Source organism: Clostridium saccharoperbutylacetonicum N1-4(HMT) (assembly GCF_000340885.1).
GTDB lineage: Bacteria > Bacillota > Clostridia > Clostridiales > Clostridiaceae > Clostridium > Clostridium saccharoperbutylacetonicum.
The window spans coordinates 1444488-1463332 of record NC_020291.1 but is presented as its reverse complement, the minus strand read 5'-3'; the positions used below and the strand labels follow the sequence as shown (position 1 = coordinate 1463332).

The 18845-nt window shown below is 30.1% G+C and carries 21 protein-coding genes; 1 reads left to right on the top strand and 20 read right to left on the bottom strand.

Annotated elements, in window-relative coordinates; translation table 11 throughout:
• Window positions 1-9: 9 nt before the first annotated feature.
• The 10 genes from CSPA_RS06525 to CSPA_RS06480 form a co-directional block, all read right to left on the bottom strand.
• Window positions 10-804: a phosphatidate cytidylyltransferase gene (locus CSPA_RS06525; protein ID WP_015391426.1), complete on the bottom strand. Its 795-nt coding sequence runs from the start codon at window positions 802-804 to the stop codon at window positions 10-12.
• 15 nt (window positions 805-819) lie between these two features.
• Window positions 820-1578 (bottom strand): isoprenyl transferase, encoded by a 759-nt coding sequence (locus tag CSPA_RS06520; RefSeq protein ID WP_015391425.1) that lies wholly within the window; start codon window positions 1576-1578, stop codon window positions 820-822.
• Window positions 1579-1730: 152 nt separating this feature from the next.
• On the bottom strand, window positions 1731-2288 hold the full coding sequence (frr, locus tag CSPA_RS06515) for a ribosome recycling factor (protein WP_015391424.1): 558 nt from the start codon (window positions 2286-2288) through the stop codon (window positions 1731-1733).
• A gap of 10 nt (window positions 2289-2298) precedes the next feature.
• A complete protein-coding gene (gene pyrH, locus CSPA_RS06510) occupies window positions 2299-3012 on the bottom strand; it encodes a UMP kinase (protein ID WP_015391423.1) in 714 nt (237 codons plus the stop codon).
• Window positions 3013-3155: 143 nt separating this feature from the next.
• Window positions 3156-4073, bottom strand: a complete 918-nt coding sequence (tsf, locus tag CSPA_RS06505; RefSeq protein WP_015391422.1) for a translation elongation factor Ts — start codon at window positions 4071-4073, stop codon at window positions 3156-3158.
• Window positions 4074-4268: 195 nt separating this feature from the next.
• Window positions 4269-4970 carry a 30S ribosomal protein S2 gene (rpsB, locus tag CSPA_RS06500; RefSeq protein WP_015391421.1) on the bottom strand — a complete coding sequence of 234 codons (702 nt, stop codon included), beginning with the start codon at window positions 4968-4970 and terminating at the stop codon, window positions 4269-4271.
• 332 nt (window positions 4971-5302) lie between these two features.
• On the bottom strand, window positions 5303-6079 hold the full coding sequence (gene codY / locus CSPA_RS06495; protein WP_015391420.1) for a GTP-sensing pleiotropic transcriptional regulator CodY: 777 nt from the start codon (window positions 6077-6079) through the stop codon (window positions 5303-5305).
• 200 nt (window positions 6080-6279) lie between these two features.
• On the bottom strand, window positions 6280-8373 hold the full coding sequence (topA, locus tag CSPA_RS06490) for a type I DNA topoisomerase (RefSeq protein WP_015391419.1): 2094 nt from the start codon (window positions 8371-8373) through the stop codon (window positions 6280-6282).
• Window positions 8374-8420: 47 nt separating this feature from the next.
• Window positions 8421-9476, bottom strand: coding sequence for a DNA-processing protein DprA (gene dprA / locus CSPA_RS06485; RefSeq protein ID WP_169330717.1), 1056 nt, complete (start codon window positions 9474-9476; stop codon window positions 8421-8423).
• Between the two features lie 18 nt (window positions 9477-9494).
• Window positions 9495-11015: a YifB family Mg chelatase-like AAA ATPase gene (locus tag CSPA_RS06480; protein WP_015391417.1), complete on the bottom strand. Its 1521-nt coding sequence runs from the start codon at window positions 11013-11015 to the stop codon at window positions 9495-9497.
• Between the two features lie 157 nt (window positions 11016-11172).
• Here CSPA_RS06480 and CSPA_RS06475 point away from each other — a divergent pair, with 157 nt between their 5' ends.
• Window positions 11173-11541: a YraN family protein gene (locus CSPA_RS06475; RefSeq protein ID WP_015391416.1), complete on the top strand. Its 369-nt coding sequence runs from the start codon at window positions 11173-11175 to the stop codon at window positions 11539-11541.
• A gap of 112 nt (window positions 11542-11653) precedes the next feature.
• Here the strand turns inward: CSPA_RS06475 and CSPA_RS06470 are convergent, their stop codons facing one another.
• The 10 genes from CSPA_RS06470 to ftsY all read right to left on the bottom strand — a co-directional run bounded on the left by CSPA_RS06470 (window position 11654) and on the right by ftsY (window position 18844).
• Window positions 11654-12466, bottom strand: a complete 813-nt coding sequence (locus CSPA_RS06470; protein ID WP_015391415.1) for a ribonuclease HII — start codon at window positions 12464-12466, stop codon at window positions 11654-11656.
• Window positions 12453-13319: a ribosome biogenesis GTPase YlqF gene (gene ylqF / locus CSPA_RS06465; RefSeq protein WP_015391414.1), complete on the bottom strand. Its 867-nt coding sequence runs from the start codon at window positions 13317-13319 to the stop codon at window positions 12453-12455. The genes CSPA_RS06470 and ylqF overlap by 14 nt, the downstream gene beginning before the upstream one ends.
• Window positions 13320-13523: 204 nt before the next feature.
• Window positions 13524-13874, bottom strand: a complete 351-nt coding sequence (gene rplS / locus CSPA_RS06460) for a 50S ribosomal protein L19 (protein WP_015391413.1) — start codon at window positions 13872-13874, stop codon at window positions 13524-13526.
• Window positions 13875-13990: 116 nt separating this feature from the next.
• Window positions 13991-14704: a tRNA (guanosine(37)-N1)-methyltransferase TrmD gene (gene trmD / locus CSPA_RS06455; RefSeq protein ID WP_015391412.1), complete on the bottom strand. Its 714-nt coding sequence runs from the start codon at window positions 14702-14704 to the stop codon at window positions 13991-13993.
• Window positions 14694-15191: a ribosome maturation factor RimM gene (gene rimM, locus CSPA_RS06450; RefSeq protein ID WP_015391411.1), complete on the bottom strand. Its 498-nt coding sequence runs from the start codon at window positions 15189-15191 to the stop codon at window positions 14694-14696. Before rimM ends, trmD begins: the two co-directional genes overlap by 11 nt.
• A 154-nt stretch (window positions 15192-15345) precedes the next feature.
• The gene (locus CSPA_RS06445; RefSeq protein WP_015391410.1) at window positions 15346-15573 is read right to left on the bottom strand and encodes a KH domain-containing protein; all 228 of its coding nucleotides are present in this window, start codon (window positions 15571-15573) and stop codon (window positions 15346-15348) included.
• Window positions 15574-15621: 48 nt separating this feature from the next.
• Window positions 15622-15867: a 30S ribosomal protein S16 gene (gene rpsP, locus CSPA_RS06440; RefSeq protein WP_015391409.1), complete on the bottom strand. Its 246-nt coding sequence runs from the start codon at window positions 15865-15867 to the stop codon at window positions 15622-15624.
• A gap of 47 nt (window positions 15868-15914) precedes the next feature.
• Window positions 15915-17267: a signal recognition particle protein gene (gene ffh, locus CSPA_RS06435; RefSeq protein ID WP_015391408.1), complete on the bottom strand. Its 1353-nt coding sequence runs from the start codon at window positions 17265-17267 to the stop codon at window positions 15915-15917.
• Between the two features lie 13 nt (window positions 17268-17280).
• Window positions 17281-17610 carry a putative DNA-binding protein gene (locus CSPA_RS06430; protein WP_015391407.1) on the bottom strand — a complete coding sequence of 110 codons (330 nt, stop codon included), beginning with the start codon at window positions 17608-17610 and terminating at the stop codon, window positions 17281-17283.
• 325 nt (window positions 17611-17935) lie between these two features.
• Complete coding sequence (gene ftsY, locus CSPA_RS06425; RefSeq protein ID WP_015391406.1) at window positions 17936-18844, bottom strand: signal recognition particle-docking protein FtsY; 909 nt, start codon at window positions 18842-18844, stop codon at window positions 17936-17938.
• Between the last annotated feature and the right edge of the window lies 1 nt (window position 18845).

Sequence of the window (18845 nt, the reverse complement as noted above, 5' to 3'; positions counted from 1 at the left end):
TAAATTCTATTAAATTTTAACCATAAAAGTCAAATAATAAAACACAACTGTTGCAGAGAATATTATACTATCAAATCTATCTAATATTCCACCGTGTCCAGGAATAAGATTGCTATAATCTTTAATTTCTACATATCTCTTTATAGAAGAAGCAACCAAATCTCCTAATTGCCCAAACAAACCACACAAGGCTCCTATTATAAAGTAGTTATATATTGGCATAATATTAATATAGTTTTGTATTACAACTCCAAATATCCCAGTAAATATTGTCGCGCCAATAAGTCCACCAACAGAACCCTCTATAGTCTTTTTAGGAGATACTTTAGGTGAAAGTTTATGTTTCCCAAATAACTTTCCACTATAAAATGCCGCAGTATCAGAAAGCCATGAACCTATAAATATAATCCAAACTAAATAGTGACCAGATGGCTTTGCATTAACTAAATATACAAAGCTGAATAGAATTCCGCAATAAATTACTCCTAATAAAGTTACTGCAACATCAATAAATGAGTATTCTAAATTTATAACTGGAACTATTAACAATATAAATACAGCAGCAACAAGTATATACATCATAAGTTCAAAGTTATTATTTAATAAATAGTATATTATCAGTAGAATATATCCCACACTTTTTATTGGCTTAAGATTTTTTTCTTTCAATGCTCTATAAAATTCCCAAAGTCCTATCATAGATATTGCAAATACAAATCCTTTTAGATAAACACCTCCAAGAAAAATGAATATTATAAATGGAGCAATCATTGCAGCACCTAAATATCTATTATCAGATTTCAAAATCCAACCACTCCTCTATTTTACTTTTCCAAATCGCCTATCTCTATTTTGATAATCCGCAATTGCTCTTCTTAAATCTTTTTCTTTAAATTCAGGCCAGTTTATATGCGAATACCAAAATTCAGAATAAGCACATTGCCATAGTAAAAAATTACTAAGCCTCTGTTCTCCAGATGGTCTAATTATTAAATCAGGGTCTGGTATACCCTTAGTATATAAATAATTTTGTACCAGTATCTCATCAATATCATCTTCAGATATTTTGTTATTTTTTACATCTTCACTTATAAGCTTTATTGCTCTTATTATTTCATCTCTTCCACCATAGTTTAGAGCAAAATTCAAGTTAATTTTTGTATTATTCTTAGTAGTCTCTATAGCATTATTTAAGGCTTTTTGGCAGTCTTCTGGCAGTTTTGTAATATCTCCTAACAGATTCATTTTCACGCCATTTTCATGACATTCTTTTAACTCCTTATTCAAGTAAGTAACTAACAACTTCATTATTGTTCCAACTTCATCCTTAGGTCTAGACCAATTCTCAGTTGAAAAAGCATATAAAGTTAAGTTCTTAACACCTAGCCTTGTTGCTTCTTTTAAAACTACTCTAATGGTTTCCATTCCAGCTTTATGCCCCATACTTCTAGGCATCTTTTTTTCCTTAGCCCATCTTCCATTTCCATCCATTATTATAGCTATATGATTTGGAATATTATCCATATCCAATTCAAAGTTTTCATTTTCTTTTTTTTTTGATTTAAATATATTTCGCATGCTTTCATCCCCCTAGCTCGCAAAAACTGAGTTCATATATACTTTAAGTAATTTATATGAGGATTTTATTCTACACATAATAAAAATCACATCTTTAATATTAAAAATTTCCTTTTAATAAAAAAACCTGCTTTCTTAGCAGGTTTTAAAATCTAAACAGATAAGACCTCTTTTTCCTTTGCAGCTATTATTGCATCTATTTCTTTTACAACTGCATCTGTCTTCTTTTGAACCTCATCTTCAGCTTTTTTCATTTGATCTTCTGATAAATCCGAATCCTTTTTAAGAGCTTTAATTTTATCATTTGCAGTTTTTCTAATAGATCTTACAGCTACTTTAGCTTCTTCTCCAGTCTTTTTAACATTTTTAACAAGAGTTTTTCTAGTTTCTTCTGTTAATTCTGGAACAACTAATCTAATAATTGCCCCATCATTTGATGGGTTTAATCCTAAATCAGATTTTAATATAGCTTTTTCAATCTCCTTTAAAAGAGGTTTTTCCCATGGTGTTATCATAAGTACTCTTGGCTCTGGAGCAGAAACATTTGCTACTTGAGTAAGCGGGCACATGCTTCCATAATAATCTACTTGAATTCTGTCAAGCATAGTTGGATTTGCTCTTCCTGCTTTCATTGTTGATAAATCTGATTTTAAAACAGATATTGTTTTATTCATTTTTTCTTCTGCATTTTTAATAATATCCTTAATCATGATTTTCCTCCTACTTCTTTTTAACTAATGTACCTATATTTTCCCCATACATTGCTCTTTTAATATTTCCAGGGTCATCTAAACCAAATACTAAAATTGGGATTTCATTATCCATACATAATGATGTTGCTGTAGAATCCATAACTTGTAAGCCTTGGTCTAATACTTCTATATATGATAGTGTATCATATTTTTTAGCATCTGAATACTTATGAGGATCTTTATCATAAACTCCATCAACCTTTTTAGCTAAAAGAATTACGTCAGCTTCAATTTCTGCAGCTCTTAATGCAGCAGTTGTATCTGTTGAAAAATACGGATTACCTGTTCCAGCTGCAAAAATTACTACTCTTCCTTTTTCTAAATGTCTCATTGCTCTTCTTCTTATAAATGGTTCTGCAATTTCCTTCATTTCTATAGCAGTTTGTACTCTTGTCTTAACCCCAACTTGTTCTAACGAGTCTTGAAGTGCTAATGCGTTAATACAAGTTGCCATCATTCCCATATAATCTGCTGTAGTTCTGTCCATACCTTCTCCGCTTCTACCTCTCCAGATATTTCCGCCGCCAACAACAGCTCCTACTTCAACGCCCATATCAACTAGTTCCTTAATTTCAAGTGCTATCCTCTTTGCCACATTAAAATCAAGTCCAAAACCACTCTCACCAGCTAATGCTTCTCCTGAAAGTTTTAAAATTACTCTCTTGTATTTACACTCTGCCATTTCCAATTACCTCCTGAATCTTTTAGGGATTATCTCAAGTCATCCACAACTTTGAGTAAAGTTTTGCTTTGCAAAACCTCATTACTATATTTACTTTATTTCTTAAAAAAAGAGAACACAAAGTGTTCTCTTATAGGTTTAAACTACTTACCGATTTGTCTTGCAACTTCTTCAGCAAAGTCTACCTTTTCAACTTCGATTCCTTCTCCTCTTTCGTATCTTACGAATCTAGTTACTTTAATTGGAGAACCAACCTCTTTAGATTTCTCTTCTAAGAATTTAGTAATTGTCTTATCGCCATCTTTAACCCATGGTTGTTCTAAAAGACAAACTTCTTTAAAGTACTTTTGAATTCTTCCCATAACCATTTTTTCAACGATATTTTCTGGTTTTCCTTCATTTAAAGCTTGAACTCTATATATCTCTTTTTCTTTTTCCATTGATGTTGTATCAACATCATCTTTACCTAAGAATAATGGGTTTGCTGCTGCAATTTGCATACAAACTTCTTTTGCAACTTCATCTAAAACTTCTGAAGCTTTATCACAAGAAACCTCTACTAAAACTCCAATTCTTCCGCCACCATGAATATAGCTACTAACTATTCCATTATCAATAGAGAATTTAGTAAATCTTCTTACTGACATGTTTTCACCAAGTTTTGCTATTAAAGCTTTTAAGCTTTCTGCAACTGTAGCATCTCCATCAAACTTTTCTTCAAGAAGTTCTTCTACTGTTTTAACTGAAGTTTCAGCTACCATTTTAGCTAATTTTTCAGCAAAACCAACAAATTCTTCATTTAATGCAACGAAGTCTGTTTCGCAGTTGAATTCAAGAACTGATCCAATTTTCTTATCATCTGAAATATATGTCTTAACTATACCTTCAGCAGCAACTCTTCCTGATTTCTTAGCTGCATCTGCAAGTCCTTTTTCTCTTAAGAATTCAATAGCTTTTTCAATACTTCCTTCTGTTTCAACTAAAGCTTTTTTGCAATCCATCATTTTAGCTCCAGTCATTTCTCTTAGTTCTTTAACTAATTGTGCTGTTATATTTGCCATAACATTAATTCCTCCTCTATATATCAAGTGAAATTTAATTCATTAAATTTTATATATTTATCTTAATCTTAGTTGAATTATCCACAAACTGACTTCATTTATAAGCAACTAAAATGTCTTTTTCATGTGACAATTGCTATTCTATACCTAACAAAAAGGGTAACTGAAACAAAATTCACTTACCCTTATATTTAATTATTCAGCTATTTGTTCACCTTGTCTTGCTTCTATAATTGCATCAGCCATTTTAGCAGTTATTAATTTAACAGCTCTGATTGCATCGTCATTACCTGGTATTACGTAATCAACTTCTTCTGGATCACAGTTTGTATCTACGATAGCAACTACTGGTATTCCTAAGATTTTAGCTTCTAAGATAGCATTCTTTTCTTTTCTTGGATCAACAATGAACATTGCTCCAACATTTGTAGCATCTAAATTTCTGATACCACCAAGATTTTTTTCAAGCTTTTCCATTTCTCCCTTAAGTTTTATAACTTCTTTCTTAGGAAGAACTTCGAAAGTTCCATCTTCTTGCATTTTTTCAATTTGTTCTAATTTTCTAATTCTACCTTTGATAGTAGTGAAGTTTGTTAACATTCCACCTAACCATCTGTTATTTACGAAATGCATGTTACTTCTGATAGCTTCTTCTTGTATTGCTTCTTGAGCTTGTTTCTTAGTCCCAACGAAAAGTATATCTTTACCTTCATCAGCTACTTGCTTAATAAAGTTATAAGCTTCTTCAGCTTTCTTTACTGTTTTTTGAAGATCTATAATATAGATTCCGTTTCTTTCTGTGAAGATATAAGGAGCCATCTTAGGGTTCCATCTTCTTGTTTGGTGTCCGAAATGTACACCTGCTTCTAATAATTGTTTCATTGATATTACTGACATTTTGTTACCTCCTTGGTTTTTACCTCCACAACCTTCAGCTAATAAACTTCTCTTAAATTAAGAGCACCTAATTTATCAATTTGGTTATGTGCGTATTTTCTTACCTTATGTAGTATATCACAAGGTATTTAACGTATCAACAAAAATTTTTTAATTTTAGACAGATAAAATACAACTTATCAAAAAATATATGTTATTTATTTTAAGTTTTATCATACTTAATAAATTTTATACATATTTAAAATATCCTTTAGTTTATTTTTTTATATTACATATTATAATTATTTTTTCAAAAAAAATAGCTATAGGCTTAATGCCTATAGCTATAAAACTTATTTAATTTTTCTTAATTCTTCTATTAATTTTTCATTTAAAATTCTAATGTAAGTTCCCTTCATTCCAAGAGATCTAGATTCAATAACTCCTGCACTTTCAAATTTCCTCAAAGCATTTACTATAACACTTCTAGTAATTCCAACTTTGTCTGCTATTTTCGAAGCAACTAGCAAACCTTCATTTCCATTCAGTTCATCAAATATATGCTCAACTGCTTCTAATTCAGAATAAGAAAGAGTTCCTATCGCTAATTGAACTACTGCCTTTTTTCTTGTATCTTCAGCAATTTCATCTTGCATAGCTCTAAGCATTTCCATCCCAACTATTGTAGCACTATATTCTACTAAAACCAAATCTTCATCAGTAAATGGATTACCGAATCTAGCTAATATTAATGTTCCTATTCTTTCTCTGCTTCCTATAATCGGAACTATTGTTGATAGCTTATCTACTTTTTTGCATTTACCAATTTCTTGAAACACGCATCTTCCTTCATTGGGAAGATTAGCCAAAGTATCGTTAACTTCCAACAATGTGTTATTGTAATCTTCTGGAAATCTCTTATCTTCTATAACTTTTTTCTCCATTGCTTCACATTCAAAATCATTTCCAAATGTGTATCCTAGCACTTTACCTTTTTTACTTATTATGTATGCATTACATTCAAGAACTTCGCTTAATAATGTACATATATCTTGAAATGCTACAGGTTCTGTACCAGATTTCTGTAGAATTTTATTTAACATTCTAGTTTTATTTAATAATGATGTCATATTATTATCCTCCTTGGTAACAGTATATAACTGTTATATAAATGAACCTTCTAAGTTGTTAGAAAATTCGCAATATACTGAATTTTTTAACAAGTCACTATTAAAACTAGTTTATCACATAAAATTCTCATTTTCAACACTTCTTTTTTGCTATTCGACAAAAAAGCATCACTTCATTTATTAAATATACTTATAATTGTTTAATTTTGTTCTTGATTTTCATCCTTCAATTTTTCTGTATAATCACACTCAGTATTTGAACATTGTACAAATTTCCCCTTTGTTTTCGAATACTTCAATACCATATAAGAATTACATTTAGGACATTTTTCTTTAACTGGTTCATACCAACTTACAAATTTACATTCTGGATATCCAACACATCCAAAAAATTTCTTTCCCTTTTTACTTTTCTTAGCTACAATTGCTTTACCGCACTCAGGACAAGGAACATCTAGTTCTTCAACTATAGGTTTAGCATTTTTACACTCTGGATACCCTGGACATGCTAAAAATTCACCAAATCTTCCTCTTTTAATAACCATCATTCGCCCACATTTTTCACATTTTACATCACTTACTTTATCTTCAATAACCACTTTTGATATTTCTTTCTCAGCTTTTTCTATGGCAACTTTTAATGGTCCAAAAAACTCTTCCACTATTTTAGTCCAATTTTCATTTCCTTCTTCGACATCATCAAGTTTTTTCTCCATATCTGCTGTAAAATCAATATCTACTATTTGCTTAAAATATTCACTTACTATGTTATTTACTATTCCCCCAAGTTCTGTAGGCACTAAGTTTTTCTTTTCACGAATAACATAATTTCTTCCAAGCAAAGTCGAAATTGTTGGTACATAGGTACTTGGTCTACCTATTTCTTTTTCCTCTAATAATTTTACAAATGAAGCTTCTGTATATCTTGGTGCTGGTTGAGTAAAATGCTGAGTTCCTTCAAGTGAATCTACTTTAAGTTTTTCATTTTCCTCTAATTCCGGTAACATTACTGAATTTTCATCATCTTCATTAGAGTATTCATATATCTTCATAAAACCATCAAATGAAATTATCGATCCAGATGCTTTAAACTTATAATCACCATTTAATATATCTATAGAATTTGTATTTAACTCACATGAAGCCATTTGACTTGCTACAAATCTATTCCATATTAATGAATATAATTTATATTGCTCTGCTGTTAAGTTTTCTTTTGCAACTTCAGGCGTAATTTCCACATATGTAGGCCTTATTGCTTCATGGGCATCTTGAATATTCTTTTTACCTTTGTATATTCTAGGATAATTTGGTAAATATTCTTTTCCATAAGTACTTCCTATATACTCTTTTGCTCTTTCTTGTGCTTCTTCAGAAATTCTTACTGAATCTGTCCTCATATATGTTATTAAACCAACAGTTCCGTATCCCTTTACTTCAACTCCTTCATAAAGTCCCTGAGCTATAGACATAGTCCTTTTAGTCATAAAATTTAATTTTCTGTTTGCATCTTGTTGAAGTGTACTTGTTGTAAAAGGTGGAAGTGGATTTCTACTTTTCTTACCTTTTTTTATTGATTGAACAATAAAATCTCCGGTTTTTAATTCTTTTAGAATATCATTTGCTATATCTTCTTTTTCTATCTCAATCTTTTTTCCTTTATATGTTGAAAGTCTCACTGGAAATTTCTTTTTTTCTTTTTTAAGTGTGCAATCTATTGACCAATATTCTTTAGGAATAAAATCATTAATTTCTTTTTCCCTATCACATATTAATTTCAATGCAGCTGATTGTACTCTTCCTGCGCTAAGTCCCCACTTAACATTTTTCCATAAAATCGGACTTATTTCATACCCCACAAGTCTATCTAATACTCTTCTTGCTTGCTGTGCATCAACTAAATCCAAATCTATCTTTCTAGCTTCTTTAATAGATGCTTTTACAGCTGATTTAGTAACCTCATTAAATACAATTCTACAAGTATCATCGTCAGAAATTTTTAAAATATTAGCTAGATGCCAAGAAATAGCTTCCCCTTCTCTATCAGGGTCGGTAGCAAGATAAACTTTATCTGCTTTCTTTGCAGCTTTTCTTAATTTATCAATTAATTCGCCCTTTCCTCTAATAGTTATATACTTAGGGGTATAGTTATTTTCTATATCAACTCCTAAAGTACTTTTAGGTAAATCTCTAACATGTCCCATAGATGCTTCTACTGTATAATTTTTTCCTAAATATTTTCCTATTGTTTTAGCTTTTGCTGGCGATTCAACAATTACAAGTTTTTGACCCATAGTATAACTTCATAAAAAATTATGAAGCCTTCACCCCCTACACATTTTTAAATTGTTTTCACATAGTAATTCCCCGGTAGGCAAATAATTTCACTTTTTATTTGCATCTCAAATAGTAGTGCATATAAAGCTCCTCTATCAACAGACGTATTTTTAAAAATATCATCTATGTGAATTGGTGAATCAGTAATTAAATCTAATATTTCACTTTTTTCTGGTGTAAAATTCATAGGTCCAATATCGATATGTTCCAAGCTTAATAAGCTTTTTAGATCTTCTTTATCAGTACATATACTAGCACCATCTCTAATTAACTTATTTGATCCACTTGAACCAGCATATAATATAGAACCAGGCACAACAGCAACAGTTTTTTGTTGTTGAAGCGTAAGCCTTGCTGTTATTAACGATCCACTTTTTTCTGATGCTTCAGTTACTACTACTCCGCTACTAAGTCCACTAATTATTCTATTTCTCTTAGGGAAATTCTCCCTGAGTGGTCTAGTTCCAGGTAAAAATTCTGAAATCACTACACCTTTTTCAGCTATTTTTGAAAATAGCACTTTATTTTCCGTTGGATATGCTATATCTATGCCACAACCTAGGACACATATGTTATATCCATCATTTTCTAAAGCAGTTTTATGTGCAATTGAATCTACTCCTCTTGCACCTCCGCTTATAAGCGTAATATTATTAGTAATAAGCTCCTTTGTCAAGAGTTTTGTTACAGCAATTCCATAACTTGAGCATTTTCTCGCTCCCACAACTCCTATGGATTTGTTATTAATTACATCTATATTTCCTTTATAAAACAGGAAAAATGGAGCACTTAGAATCCCGCTCAATTTCTCTGTATACAAGGGATTTGCATATGTAATATAGTTTATTTTTTCTCTAGCTATTACTTCCTTTAATTTCAATACTGCATAATTCAAATCTTCTTTTTGAAAATTTTTTAATTTTTTTCTTACAACTTCATTTTCTTTTAGAATATTCTCAAAATTATTATATACATTTTCTGCAGTTTTATATTTTTTTATTAATTTTATTTTTTGATAATTTGATATTTCAATAAGTATCAACCATAAATCATAATCCATCATTTTTTCCCTTCTATATTATATAATTTCTCCATTAATATTTTTCCTATAGCTAAATGCTTCTAAAATATGCCCCTCTAAAATATCTTTTTTATTATCAATATCTGCTATCGTCCTTGATAATTTAATAACTTTACCAAACCCTCTTAAAGACACATTTGATGTATTATAATATTGTTTTAAAATATCAGTACATCTTTGATCAACTCTACAGATTTCAAATATATCCTTTCCTCTTAAATCAGAATTATATTTATACCCTGTATTCTTAAACCTTTCCTTTTGAGTTTCTCTTGCTCTAAAAACATTTTCCCTCATTACTTCTGAATTATACGAATCTTTATTATTTTCAATTTCCTCATAATTTAACCTAGGCACATAATTCAAAATATCAATTCTATCTAAAAGAGCACTAGAAATTTTTTTATTATATTTATTTATTCTTGTATTAAAATAGTATTTATTATCTGTAAAATCTTTATCCTCATTATTTTCAATAGGATTAAATGCTCCAACTAACATAAAATCTGCTGGCATCTGATAGCTTCCGCTAATTCGATTTATATTTACATTTTTCTCTTCAAGAGGTTCTCTTAACGTTTCTAAAACTTCTTTTTTAAATTCTAAAATCTCATCTAAAAACAACACGCCATTATGCGCAAGAGTTATTTCTCCTGGTTTTATTTCTTTGCCACCGCCAATCAATGCTTGCTTTGTTATTGTATGATGCGGGGATCTAAACGGTCTGTTAATGTGCGAAATTTTATTAATAAGTCCACACGCACTATAAATTTTAGCAGTCTCTATTAACTCATCTTGAGATAATGACGGTAATATTGAAATTAATGCCTTTACAAGCATTGTTTTACCACATCCAGGTTCACCATATAAAATAATATTATGCTTTCCAGCTGCAGCAATTTCTAAAGCTCTTTTAGCTGAATACTGCCCTATTACATCTCCATAATCCAATGCTTCATAATTGTTCTCTTCTTGTAAACAATTCTCTTCTTCATATGGAAGTATATCTTCATATGTAATATAAGAAATAACTTCCTTTAAATTCTTTAAAGGATAGTATTCCACACCTTTAAAGTAATAACTTTCTTTTAAATTTTCATAAGGAAAAACAAACTTATTTATTTTTTCCTTTGCTCCTTCTATTATTATTGGTATGGTTCCTTTTATACCCTTAAGTTCACCAAATAGTGATAACTCACCAAACACCATACAATTTTCGATGTTTTTCTTACAAATTTGTCCAGACTCCATTAATATTCCAATAGCGATAGGTAAATCCAGAAGAGACCCTATCTTTCTCACATCTGCCGGAGCCAAATTTATTGTAATTCTTCCTAAAGGAAACTCAAATCCACAATTTATAATTGCTGACCTAACTCTTTCTTTCGCTTCCTTTACTGATGCATCTGGAAGTCCGACTATATTAAACATTGGTAACCCCTTTGTTATATCTACTTCCACTTTTATTAAGAAACCTTCTAAACCATTGTGCGTTGCACTAATTATTTTCACTGCCATATATATCACCCTCTAATGATTATAGACACACATTCTAAAAATAATTCTATAAACAAAAATTTGTTTAGATAATTTTTTATTGTTAATAATCTTAAGGTAGGCATATACAACAATTATTTTAATATAATAAGAATTTATTTTAAATTGGAGTGATTTATTGAAAAGATCAAATAAAGATATCGGGAGCTATTGTGAAGAATTAGCCACTCAATACCTTAAGAATAAAAATTATAATATATTAGACAGAAATTTTAGAAATCATTTAGGAGAAATAGATATAATATGTATAAAAAATAATTTATTAATAATTCTTGAAGTCAAAGGTAGATATAATTACAGTTTTGGATTACCAAAAGAATCAGTTAATTATACAAAACAAATGTCCATAATAAACATTACTAAATCATATATTAATTATAAAAAACTATTTAATATCAATATAAGATTTGATATTATTGAAGTTTATTTAAATTCATATAATACATTATTTAAAATAAATCATATAACTGATGCATTCAGATTATAATTCTAATTTCTTTTCTATTCCAAACTAGTTTATAATTCTTCCTATTTAAATTCATTGCAATTAGGCGTACATCTCTTCTAATAGATATACGCCTAGCTATATATTATTTATTTTATAACAACTTAGTTAAAAAACTATTTCTGTGTATCTCACATTTTCCATAAGCCTTTAATGCTTCAATATGATTTGGTGTTCCATATCCAACATTCTTTTCAAAATCATAATATGGATACTTTTCAGCATACTTCTTCATAAGATTATCTCTATATACCTTAGCTACAATTGATGCCGCTGCAATACTTGCACTTTTTGTATCACCTTTTATTACTGATTTATTTTCTATTTGAATATTTTTCACTAAATATCCATCAGATAATACCAAATCAGGCTTCACAGTTAAAGAATTACAACTATCTAAGAATACTTTGTTATTTGAAAAAGCTATTCCTTTTTCATCAATTTCCTCATTAGAAGAAACTGCAATACTATAACTCACAGCTTTTTCTTTTATAATTTCTGAAAGTTCCTCTCGTTTAGATTCTTTTACTTTTTTAGAATCATTTAAATATAAAATCAAGTCCTCATCTAGAACATTCAAATCCAATATAACACTACATGCAACAATTGGTCCTGCTAGAGGGCCTCTTCCAACCTCATCTACGCCTGCAACATATTTATAATTTCCAAAAGCTTTATCAAATTCATACATTTTTTTAACTCTATTAATTTCAGTTAAATAGGAATCTAATTCTTTTTCAATCCTAGTTTTTATCGATAATACATTCTTTCTTTTTTCATTTTCAAAACATTTTATTACTTCTGACAGCTTCCCATTTCTATAATAGTCGATTACTGGAATCTGACTTATTTCAGCTTTTATTTCAGAAAATGATAATGCTGCTATCCCTTCATTAATTATCCTCATTTTCTTCTTCTCCTGGACGCTCTAATGAAATTTTTCCCATTTTACCTGCCCTAAATTCATCAAGTAAAATAACCGCTAATCTATTATAATCAATTTGTCCACCTGAAATTAAAGTACCTCTTTTTTTACCAATAGCATCCAAAGTATCTAACGGGTTTTCAAAAACCTCCGTCAATTTATATCTTTCCTTTAATTTAGCTTCATAGCTTTCCTGTAATCTATCAACAAGCTTCAAGGCTAATTCTTCAATATCCATTATTTCATCTTTTATAGCCCCTGTAAAAGCTAAATTCAATGCTGTTTCATCATCTTCGAATTTTGGCCATAGTACTCCTGGTGTATCTAAAAGTTCAATTCCAGCTCCAGTTTTTATCCATTGTTTGCTTTTTGTAACACCTGGTCTATCTCCAGTTTTAGCAATATTATTCCTTGCCATTTTATTTATAAATGTTGACTTTCCAACATTAGGTATACCAACTACCATAACTCTCATCATTATGTTAACCATACCTTTTGCTCTTAATCTATCATGCTTTTCTTTTAAAAGATTTAACAACATAGGTTTTATATTTTTTAATCCATCGCCTTTCAAACAATTTACTTCTAAAACTCTAACAATATCATTTGTTAAATAGTCGATCCATTCCTTAGTAACATTACTATCAGTTAAATCACTTTTATTTAAAAGTATAATTCTTGGCTTTCCTTCTAATAATTTTTCAATATCAGGATTTGCTGAACTTCTTGGAATTCTGGCATCTCTTATTTCAATTACAGCATCTACCAGCTTTAAATTTTCTTTAATTTCTCTTTGAGTCTTTTTCATATGTCCCGGAAACCAATTAATTGCCATATGAACCCTCCCTTTTTTCAGTTTACAGTTTACAGCTTACAGTGCACAGTATTGGACGAAATCACTCCGTGATTTTTTTAAAGTTTTGGATTTATCCTTATGTGTACATTAACTGCATTCTTATTTTATGCTTTAACATTTAAAATTTCATATTTTGTTTTTAAATATAAATAAAAAAAGGACTGAAACAGTCCCCTTTTTATACTATCTAGTTAATAACTCTTTAACTTTAGCAGCCTTACCAACTCTATCTCTTAAGTAGTAAAGTTTAGCTCTTCTAACTTTACCTTTTCTAGCGATTTCAATTTTGTCGATGATTGGCGCATTCATTGGGAATGTTCTTTCAACTCCAGTTCCATAAGCAACTCTTCTTACAGTGAAAGTTTCTCTTAATCCACCATTTTGTTTCTTAATAACAGTACCTTCGAACATTTGAATTCTTTCTTTGTTACCTTCTTGGATTTTAACATATACCTTTACAGTATCTCCGATAGCAAAGTTAGGTAAGTCAGTTCTGATTTGTTCAGCTTCTATAGCTCTAATTATTTCGTTCATTGTGCATTCCCTCCTTAACGATAATTTGACGTTCTTAACACAGATTAATGACAGAGGAACGCCCGTACTAGCACAAATTTAATATTACCACATAATTTTTCACATTTCAACAGAAATTATCTTTTATTTTTTAACAGCTTAATATCTTCTTTAGTTAATACAACATTTTTATATAAGTCTGGCCTTCTTTTTTTAGTTATCTCAAGAGATTTCAGCCTTCTCCATTTCCTAATGTTTTCATGATGCCCTGATAACAAAATATCTGGAACCTTATCTCCTTCAAATTCTTCTGGCCTAGTATACTGAGGATATTCTAACAATCCATTATAAAAAGATTCTTCCATAAAACTTTCTTCCTTACCTAAAACACCTGGTATTAACCTAAGAATAGAATCTATAACAGGAATTGCCGCCATTTCTCCTCCAGTCAGAACAAAATCTCCAAGAGAAATTTCCATGTCAATATACTTATAAACTCTTTCATCTATGCCTTCATAATGTCCACACAAAAATATAAGATTATCTTCTTTAGATAACTCTTTAGCAATTTCTTGATTAAATTTTTTCCCTCTAGGTCCTAGAAAAACAACTTTACCTTTATTATCTTCTTTTACCTTCCTTATTGTATCAACTATTGGCTGGGCTGCCATTACCATTCCAGCACCACCACCATAAGGATAATCATCAACCTTTTTATGCTTATTTAAGGTATAATCTCTTATGTTTAATAGATCTATATCTATTATATTATTTTCTCTTGCTCTTCCAATAATACTATGGTCAAAAATCGAAAACATTTCTGGAAACAATGTTAATATACTAATCTTCATCTTGCCATTCACCTACTGGTTTAATAACAACCTTTTTTAAATCTATATCAACACTAAGAACTATGTCTCTAAGAACCGGTATTAAAACTTCCTTAGGTTCTTTAACCCAGTATACATCGTTATTAGGTGTACTAATTACATCAAAAATCCTGCCTATTTCTTTTTCATTAGTATCATAAACAGTACATTCCTTTAAATCCACAACATAATAAGTATCTGGTGGTAGCTCTGGTTCGTTATCTCGTGGTATTTCAATATACTTTTGTTTATAAGTTTCAGCATCATTCATAGAATCTATTCCTTCTATTTTTAAAATAACTCTATCCTTTTGGAACTTAACTCCAAGTATATTTTTTTCTACTCCATCTACTAAAACAGTTTTTAAGCGTTTGAATTTATTAACATCCTCTGTTAATGGGTATACTTTAACTTCCCCCTTAACTCCATGAGTATTTACAATCTGGCCTATTTTAAATAACTTTACCATTCTTTCACCTCTGCTTAAATTAATTATCAACACTCAAGGATCGACCTTAAAACACCCTTCTTTATTATTGACAGTTAATTTTATATCTATAAATTTAATTATAAATTATTTATCTATATTGAAAAAGAGCTAGGTTAACCCTAACTCTTAATTTTTAGATGATTTCTACTATAACTCGTTTATTCTGTTTAAGTGCTGCAGCTTTAACAACTGTTCTTATAGCTTTAGCAATTCTCCCTTGTTTACCGATAATCTTCCCCATATCTTCTGGAGCTACTTTTAATTCAAGTATTATGGATTGTTCTCCATTTACTTCATTAACAACAACTTCATTTGGGTTCTCAACAAGAGATTTAGCTATAAATTCAACTAATTCCTTCATAAACGTCCACAATTAGTATGTACTAACTGTAGAATTCACCTCCAAAAATTACTTAGTAAGACCTGCATTTGTGAAAAGTCTTTTAACTACTTCTGTTGGTTGAGCTCCATTAGATAACCATTCATTAGCTTTTTCTTCGTTGATTTTAACTTCAACTGGTTCAGTTAATGGATTGTAGTATCCAATTTCATCGATGAATTTACCATCTCTTGGTGCTCTTGAATCAGCAACGATTATTCTATAGAAAGGAGCTTTCTTAGCACCCATTCTTCTTAATCTAATTTTTACTGCCATTTTTATTTCACCTCCTTTAAAGGGTAATTATATTATATATTTCAACTCTAAAAAGGTAATTTACCAAATAATCCACCTTTTTTAGCCTGCTTTTGAAATGACTTCATCTGTTTCATGTTCTTCTTCATCATTTCATAGCCTTTCATGAGTTTATTAACTTCTTGCACACTTGTACCTGATCCCTTAGCAATCCTGCCTTTTCTTGAAGCTGATTTCAATATAAGACTAGGATTTCTTCTCTCTTTAGCTGTCATAGATTGAATAATCGCCTTAGTTCTATCTAGCGCCTCTGTACTCTTATCAAAGTCAACTCCTTGAAGTTCTTTAGAATTTAGTCCAGGCATCATTTCTAATATTTTATTTAGAGGTCCAAGCTTTTTCATTTGCTCCATTGCCATTAGATAATCTTCAAAGTTAAATTCTTGATTTAACATTCTCTTACCTAAATCTGCAGCTTCCTTTTCATCAATAGCCTCTTGAGCCTTTTCAATGAGTGATAATACATCTCCCATTCCTAAGATTCTTGATGCCATTCTATCAGGATGGAACACCTCAAAATCATTCATTTTTTCGCCTACACCAGCATACTTAATTGGCTTATCAATTATGCTTTTAATTGAAAGTGCAGCTCCACCTCTAGTATCACCATCTAACTTCGTTAAAATAACTCCAGTTAAATCCAAATCATTATTAAAGTTTTCTGCTACATTAACAGCATCTTGTCCTGTCATAGCATCTACTACCAATAATATTTCTGATGGCTTTACATCTTCTTTTATATTTTTTAATTCCTGCATTAATTCTTCATCAATATGAAGTCTACCTGCAGTATCAATAATAACAACATTATTACCATTTTCTTTCGCATGAGCAATTCCGTTTTTCGCAATTTCTACTGGATTAACCTTATCCCCCATTGAAAATACAGGAATCTCAATTTGCTTTCCTACTACCTCTAATTGTTTTATAGCAGCTGGTCTGTATATATCACATGCAACCAATAATGGTTTTTTATTATCTTTTCTAAGATTTAATGCAAGCTTACCACACATAGTAGTTTTACCTGCTCCTTGTAAACCAACTAACATTATCACAGTAAGACCTGAACTACTGTAGTTAAGTTTACTTTCACTTCCACCCATAAGATTAGTAAGTTCTTCATTAACTATTTTTATTACATGTTGTCCTGGTGTTAAACTTGCAAGAACTTCGTCTCCAACACACTTAGAACTAACAGATGAAATAAATTGCTTTACAACTTTATAGTTAACGTCTGCTTCTAACAAGGCAAGCTTTACTTCTCTCATGGCTTCTTTAATATCTTTTTCAGTTAACTTTCCTTTTCCTTTTAATTTTCTGAAAGTTTCCTGTAACTTTTCACCTAATCCTTCGAAAGCCATGTTTACATCCTCCTTATAAATTTTCTAGTTTTTCTTTATATTTTATAATATCCTTATCATCTATGGAATATTTATTTTTTAAATCCTCTAAAAAATTTATAATCTCTTTTTCTTTGTTTATACTCTTTTCAAGTAAGTGAAGCTTACTTTCATAGGATAGAAGCTGTTTATAACATCTTTTAATTAAATCGTGAATAGCTTGGCGACTTGTCTTGTTAAGTTCAGCTATTTCAGCCAGAGATAAATCATCATCATAATACCACTGCATAATTTCATTTTGCTTTTCTGTTAATAATGAACTATACAAATCCATAAGCAATGAAATTTCAACTCTATCTTCCATTTCTAATCACCTTACCCACAAAAGAGATTTTAACAGGATTTTTTATAAGTGTCAAGTACTTTTACTTAACACTTATAAAATTATTTTTTTCAATTATCAATTATCGATTTTCAATGTTCAATTCGCGCTATTTTTTCAGCCTTGTGTTTTACCAATGCTAACTTATCAGTTAATAACTAAAACTCCAAGAATAAAATTCATGTAATCAACTACACAGTTTCACAATATAAAATTCGAAGAACGAAATATCAAATCCAACCTCAAAACTCGCAAAAATTCCGTCTGGAATTTCCCCATCCAACTGTAAATTGTAAACTGTGCACTGCTAAATTAAAGCTTCTGCAAAAGCTTCTGCATCGAATTTTTGAAGATCATCAATACCTTCACCAACACCTATATATCTAACTGGAATATTTAAACTTTGTTTTATTGAAAGAACTACTCCTCCTTTGGCAGTACCATCTAACTTAGTTAATATTATTCCGTCAATAGGACAAGCTTCCATAAATTGTTTTGCTTGAATCACAGCATTTTGTCCTGTTGTTGCATCCAAAACAAGTAAAGTCTCCTTCTCAAAACCTTCCAACTCTCTATCTATAATTCTATTTATCTTTTCAAGTTCATTCATTAAATTCTTTTTATTATGAAGTCTCCCTGCTGTATCACATATTAACAAATCAACATTTCTAGCCTTAGATGCTTCTATAGCATCAAATACTACTGCTGCAGGATCTGAACCTTCTTGGTGTTTAACTATATCAACCTCAGCCCTATTGCTCCAAACTTCTAATTGGTCTATTGCTGCTGCTCTAAACGTATCTGCTGCTGCTAATAATACTTTTTTACCTTCTGCTTTATTTTTAGCTGCAAGCTTTCCTATAGAAGTTGTTTTTCCAACTCCATTAACACCAATTACAAGCATCACTTTTTTCCCTTGTTCATTATCTTCATAATTTCCTTCAAGGAGCATTTCCCTAATTACTTCTTTTAGGGCTGGTTTAACTTCTTGAGGATCATTAATCTTTTCCTTACGTATTTTATTTCTTAATCTCTCTATTATGTCTATTGTAGTATCCATACCAACATCAGATGTGATTAAAATTTCTTCTAATTCCTCATATAAATCTTCATCTATTGTTATCGCTAATTTTAAGGCCTCATTAATTTTATCTGTTAATCCATCTCTAGTTTTAGTTAGCCCATCTTTTAATTTATTAAATAAATTTCCAAACAAA

Excerpts from the sequence above, each read along its gene's own strand:
- CSPA_RS06445 (WP_015391410.1), bottom strand. The coding sequence starts at position 15,573 with ATGAAGGAATTAGTTGAATTTATAGCTAAATCTCTTGTTGAGAACCCA.
- frr (WP_015391424.1), bottom strand. The coding sequence starts at position 2,288 with ATGATTAAGGATATTATTAAAAATGCAGAAGAAAAAATGAATAAAACA.
- codY (WP_015391420.1), bottom strand. The coding sequence starts at position 6,079 with ATGACATCATTATTAAATAAAACTAGAATGTTAAATAAAATTCTACAG.
- ylqF (WP_015391414.1), bottom strand. The coding sequence starts at position 13,319 with ATGGCAATTAATTGGTTTCCGGGACATATGAAAAAGACTCAAAGAGAA.
- rimM (WP_015391411.1), bottom strand. The coding sequence starts at position 15,191 with ATGGTAAAGTTATTTAAAATAGGCCAGATTGTAAATACTCATGGAGTT.
- rpsP (WP_015391409.1), bottom strand. The coding sequence starts at position 15,867 with ATGGCAGTAAAAATTAGATTAAGAAGAATGGGTGCTAAGAAAGCTCCT.
- CSPA_RS06430 (WP_015391407.1), bottom strand. The coding sequence starts at position 17,610 with ATGGAAGATAGAGTTGAAATTTCATTGCTTATGGATTTGTATAGTTCA.
- ffh (WP_015391408.1), bottom strand. The coding sequence starts at position 17,267 with ATGGCTTTCGAAGGATTAGGTGAAAAGTTACAGGAAACTTTCAGAAAA.
- trmD (WP_015391412.1), bottom strand. The coding sequence starts at position 14,704 with ATGAAGATTAGTATATTAACATTGTTTCCAGAAATGTTTTCGATTTTT.
- CSPA_RS06470 (WP_015391415.1), bottom strand. The coding sequence starts at position 12,466 with ATGAGGATAATTAATGAAGGGATAGCAGCATTATCATTTTCTGAAATA.
- CSPA_RS06520 (WP_015391425.1), bottom strand. The coding sequence starts at position 1,578 with ATGCGAAATATATTTAAATCAAAAAAAAAAGAAAATGAAAACTTTGAA.
- topA (WP_015391419.1), bottom strand. The coding sequence starts at position 8,373 with ATGGGTCAAAAACTTGTAATTGTTGAATCGCCAGCAAAAGCTAAAACA.
- pyrH (WP_015391423.1), bottom strand. The coding sequence starts at position 3,012 with ATGGCAGAGTGTAAATACAAGAGAGTAATTTTAAAACTTTCAGGAGAA.
- rpsB (WP_015391421.1), bottom strand. The coding sequence starts at position 4,970 with ATGTCAGTAATATCAATGAAACAATTATTAGAAGCAGGTGTACATTTC.
- rplS (WP_015391413.1), bottom strand. The coding sequence starts at position 13,874 with ATGAACGAAATAATTAGAGCTATAGAAGCTGAACAAATCAGAACTGAC.
- tsf (WP_015391422.1), bottom strand. The coding sequence starts at position 4,073 with ATGGCAAATATAACAGCACAATTAGTTAAAGAACTAAGAGAAATGACT.
- dprA (WP_169330717.1), bottom strand. The coding sequence starts at position 9,476 with ATGGATTATGATTTATGGTTGATACTTATTGAAATATCAAATTATCAA.
- CSPA_RS06480 (WP_015391417.1), bottom strand. The coding sequence starts at position 11,015 with ATGGCAGTGAAAATAATTAGTGCAACGCACAATGGTTTAGAAGGTTTC.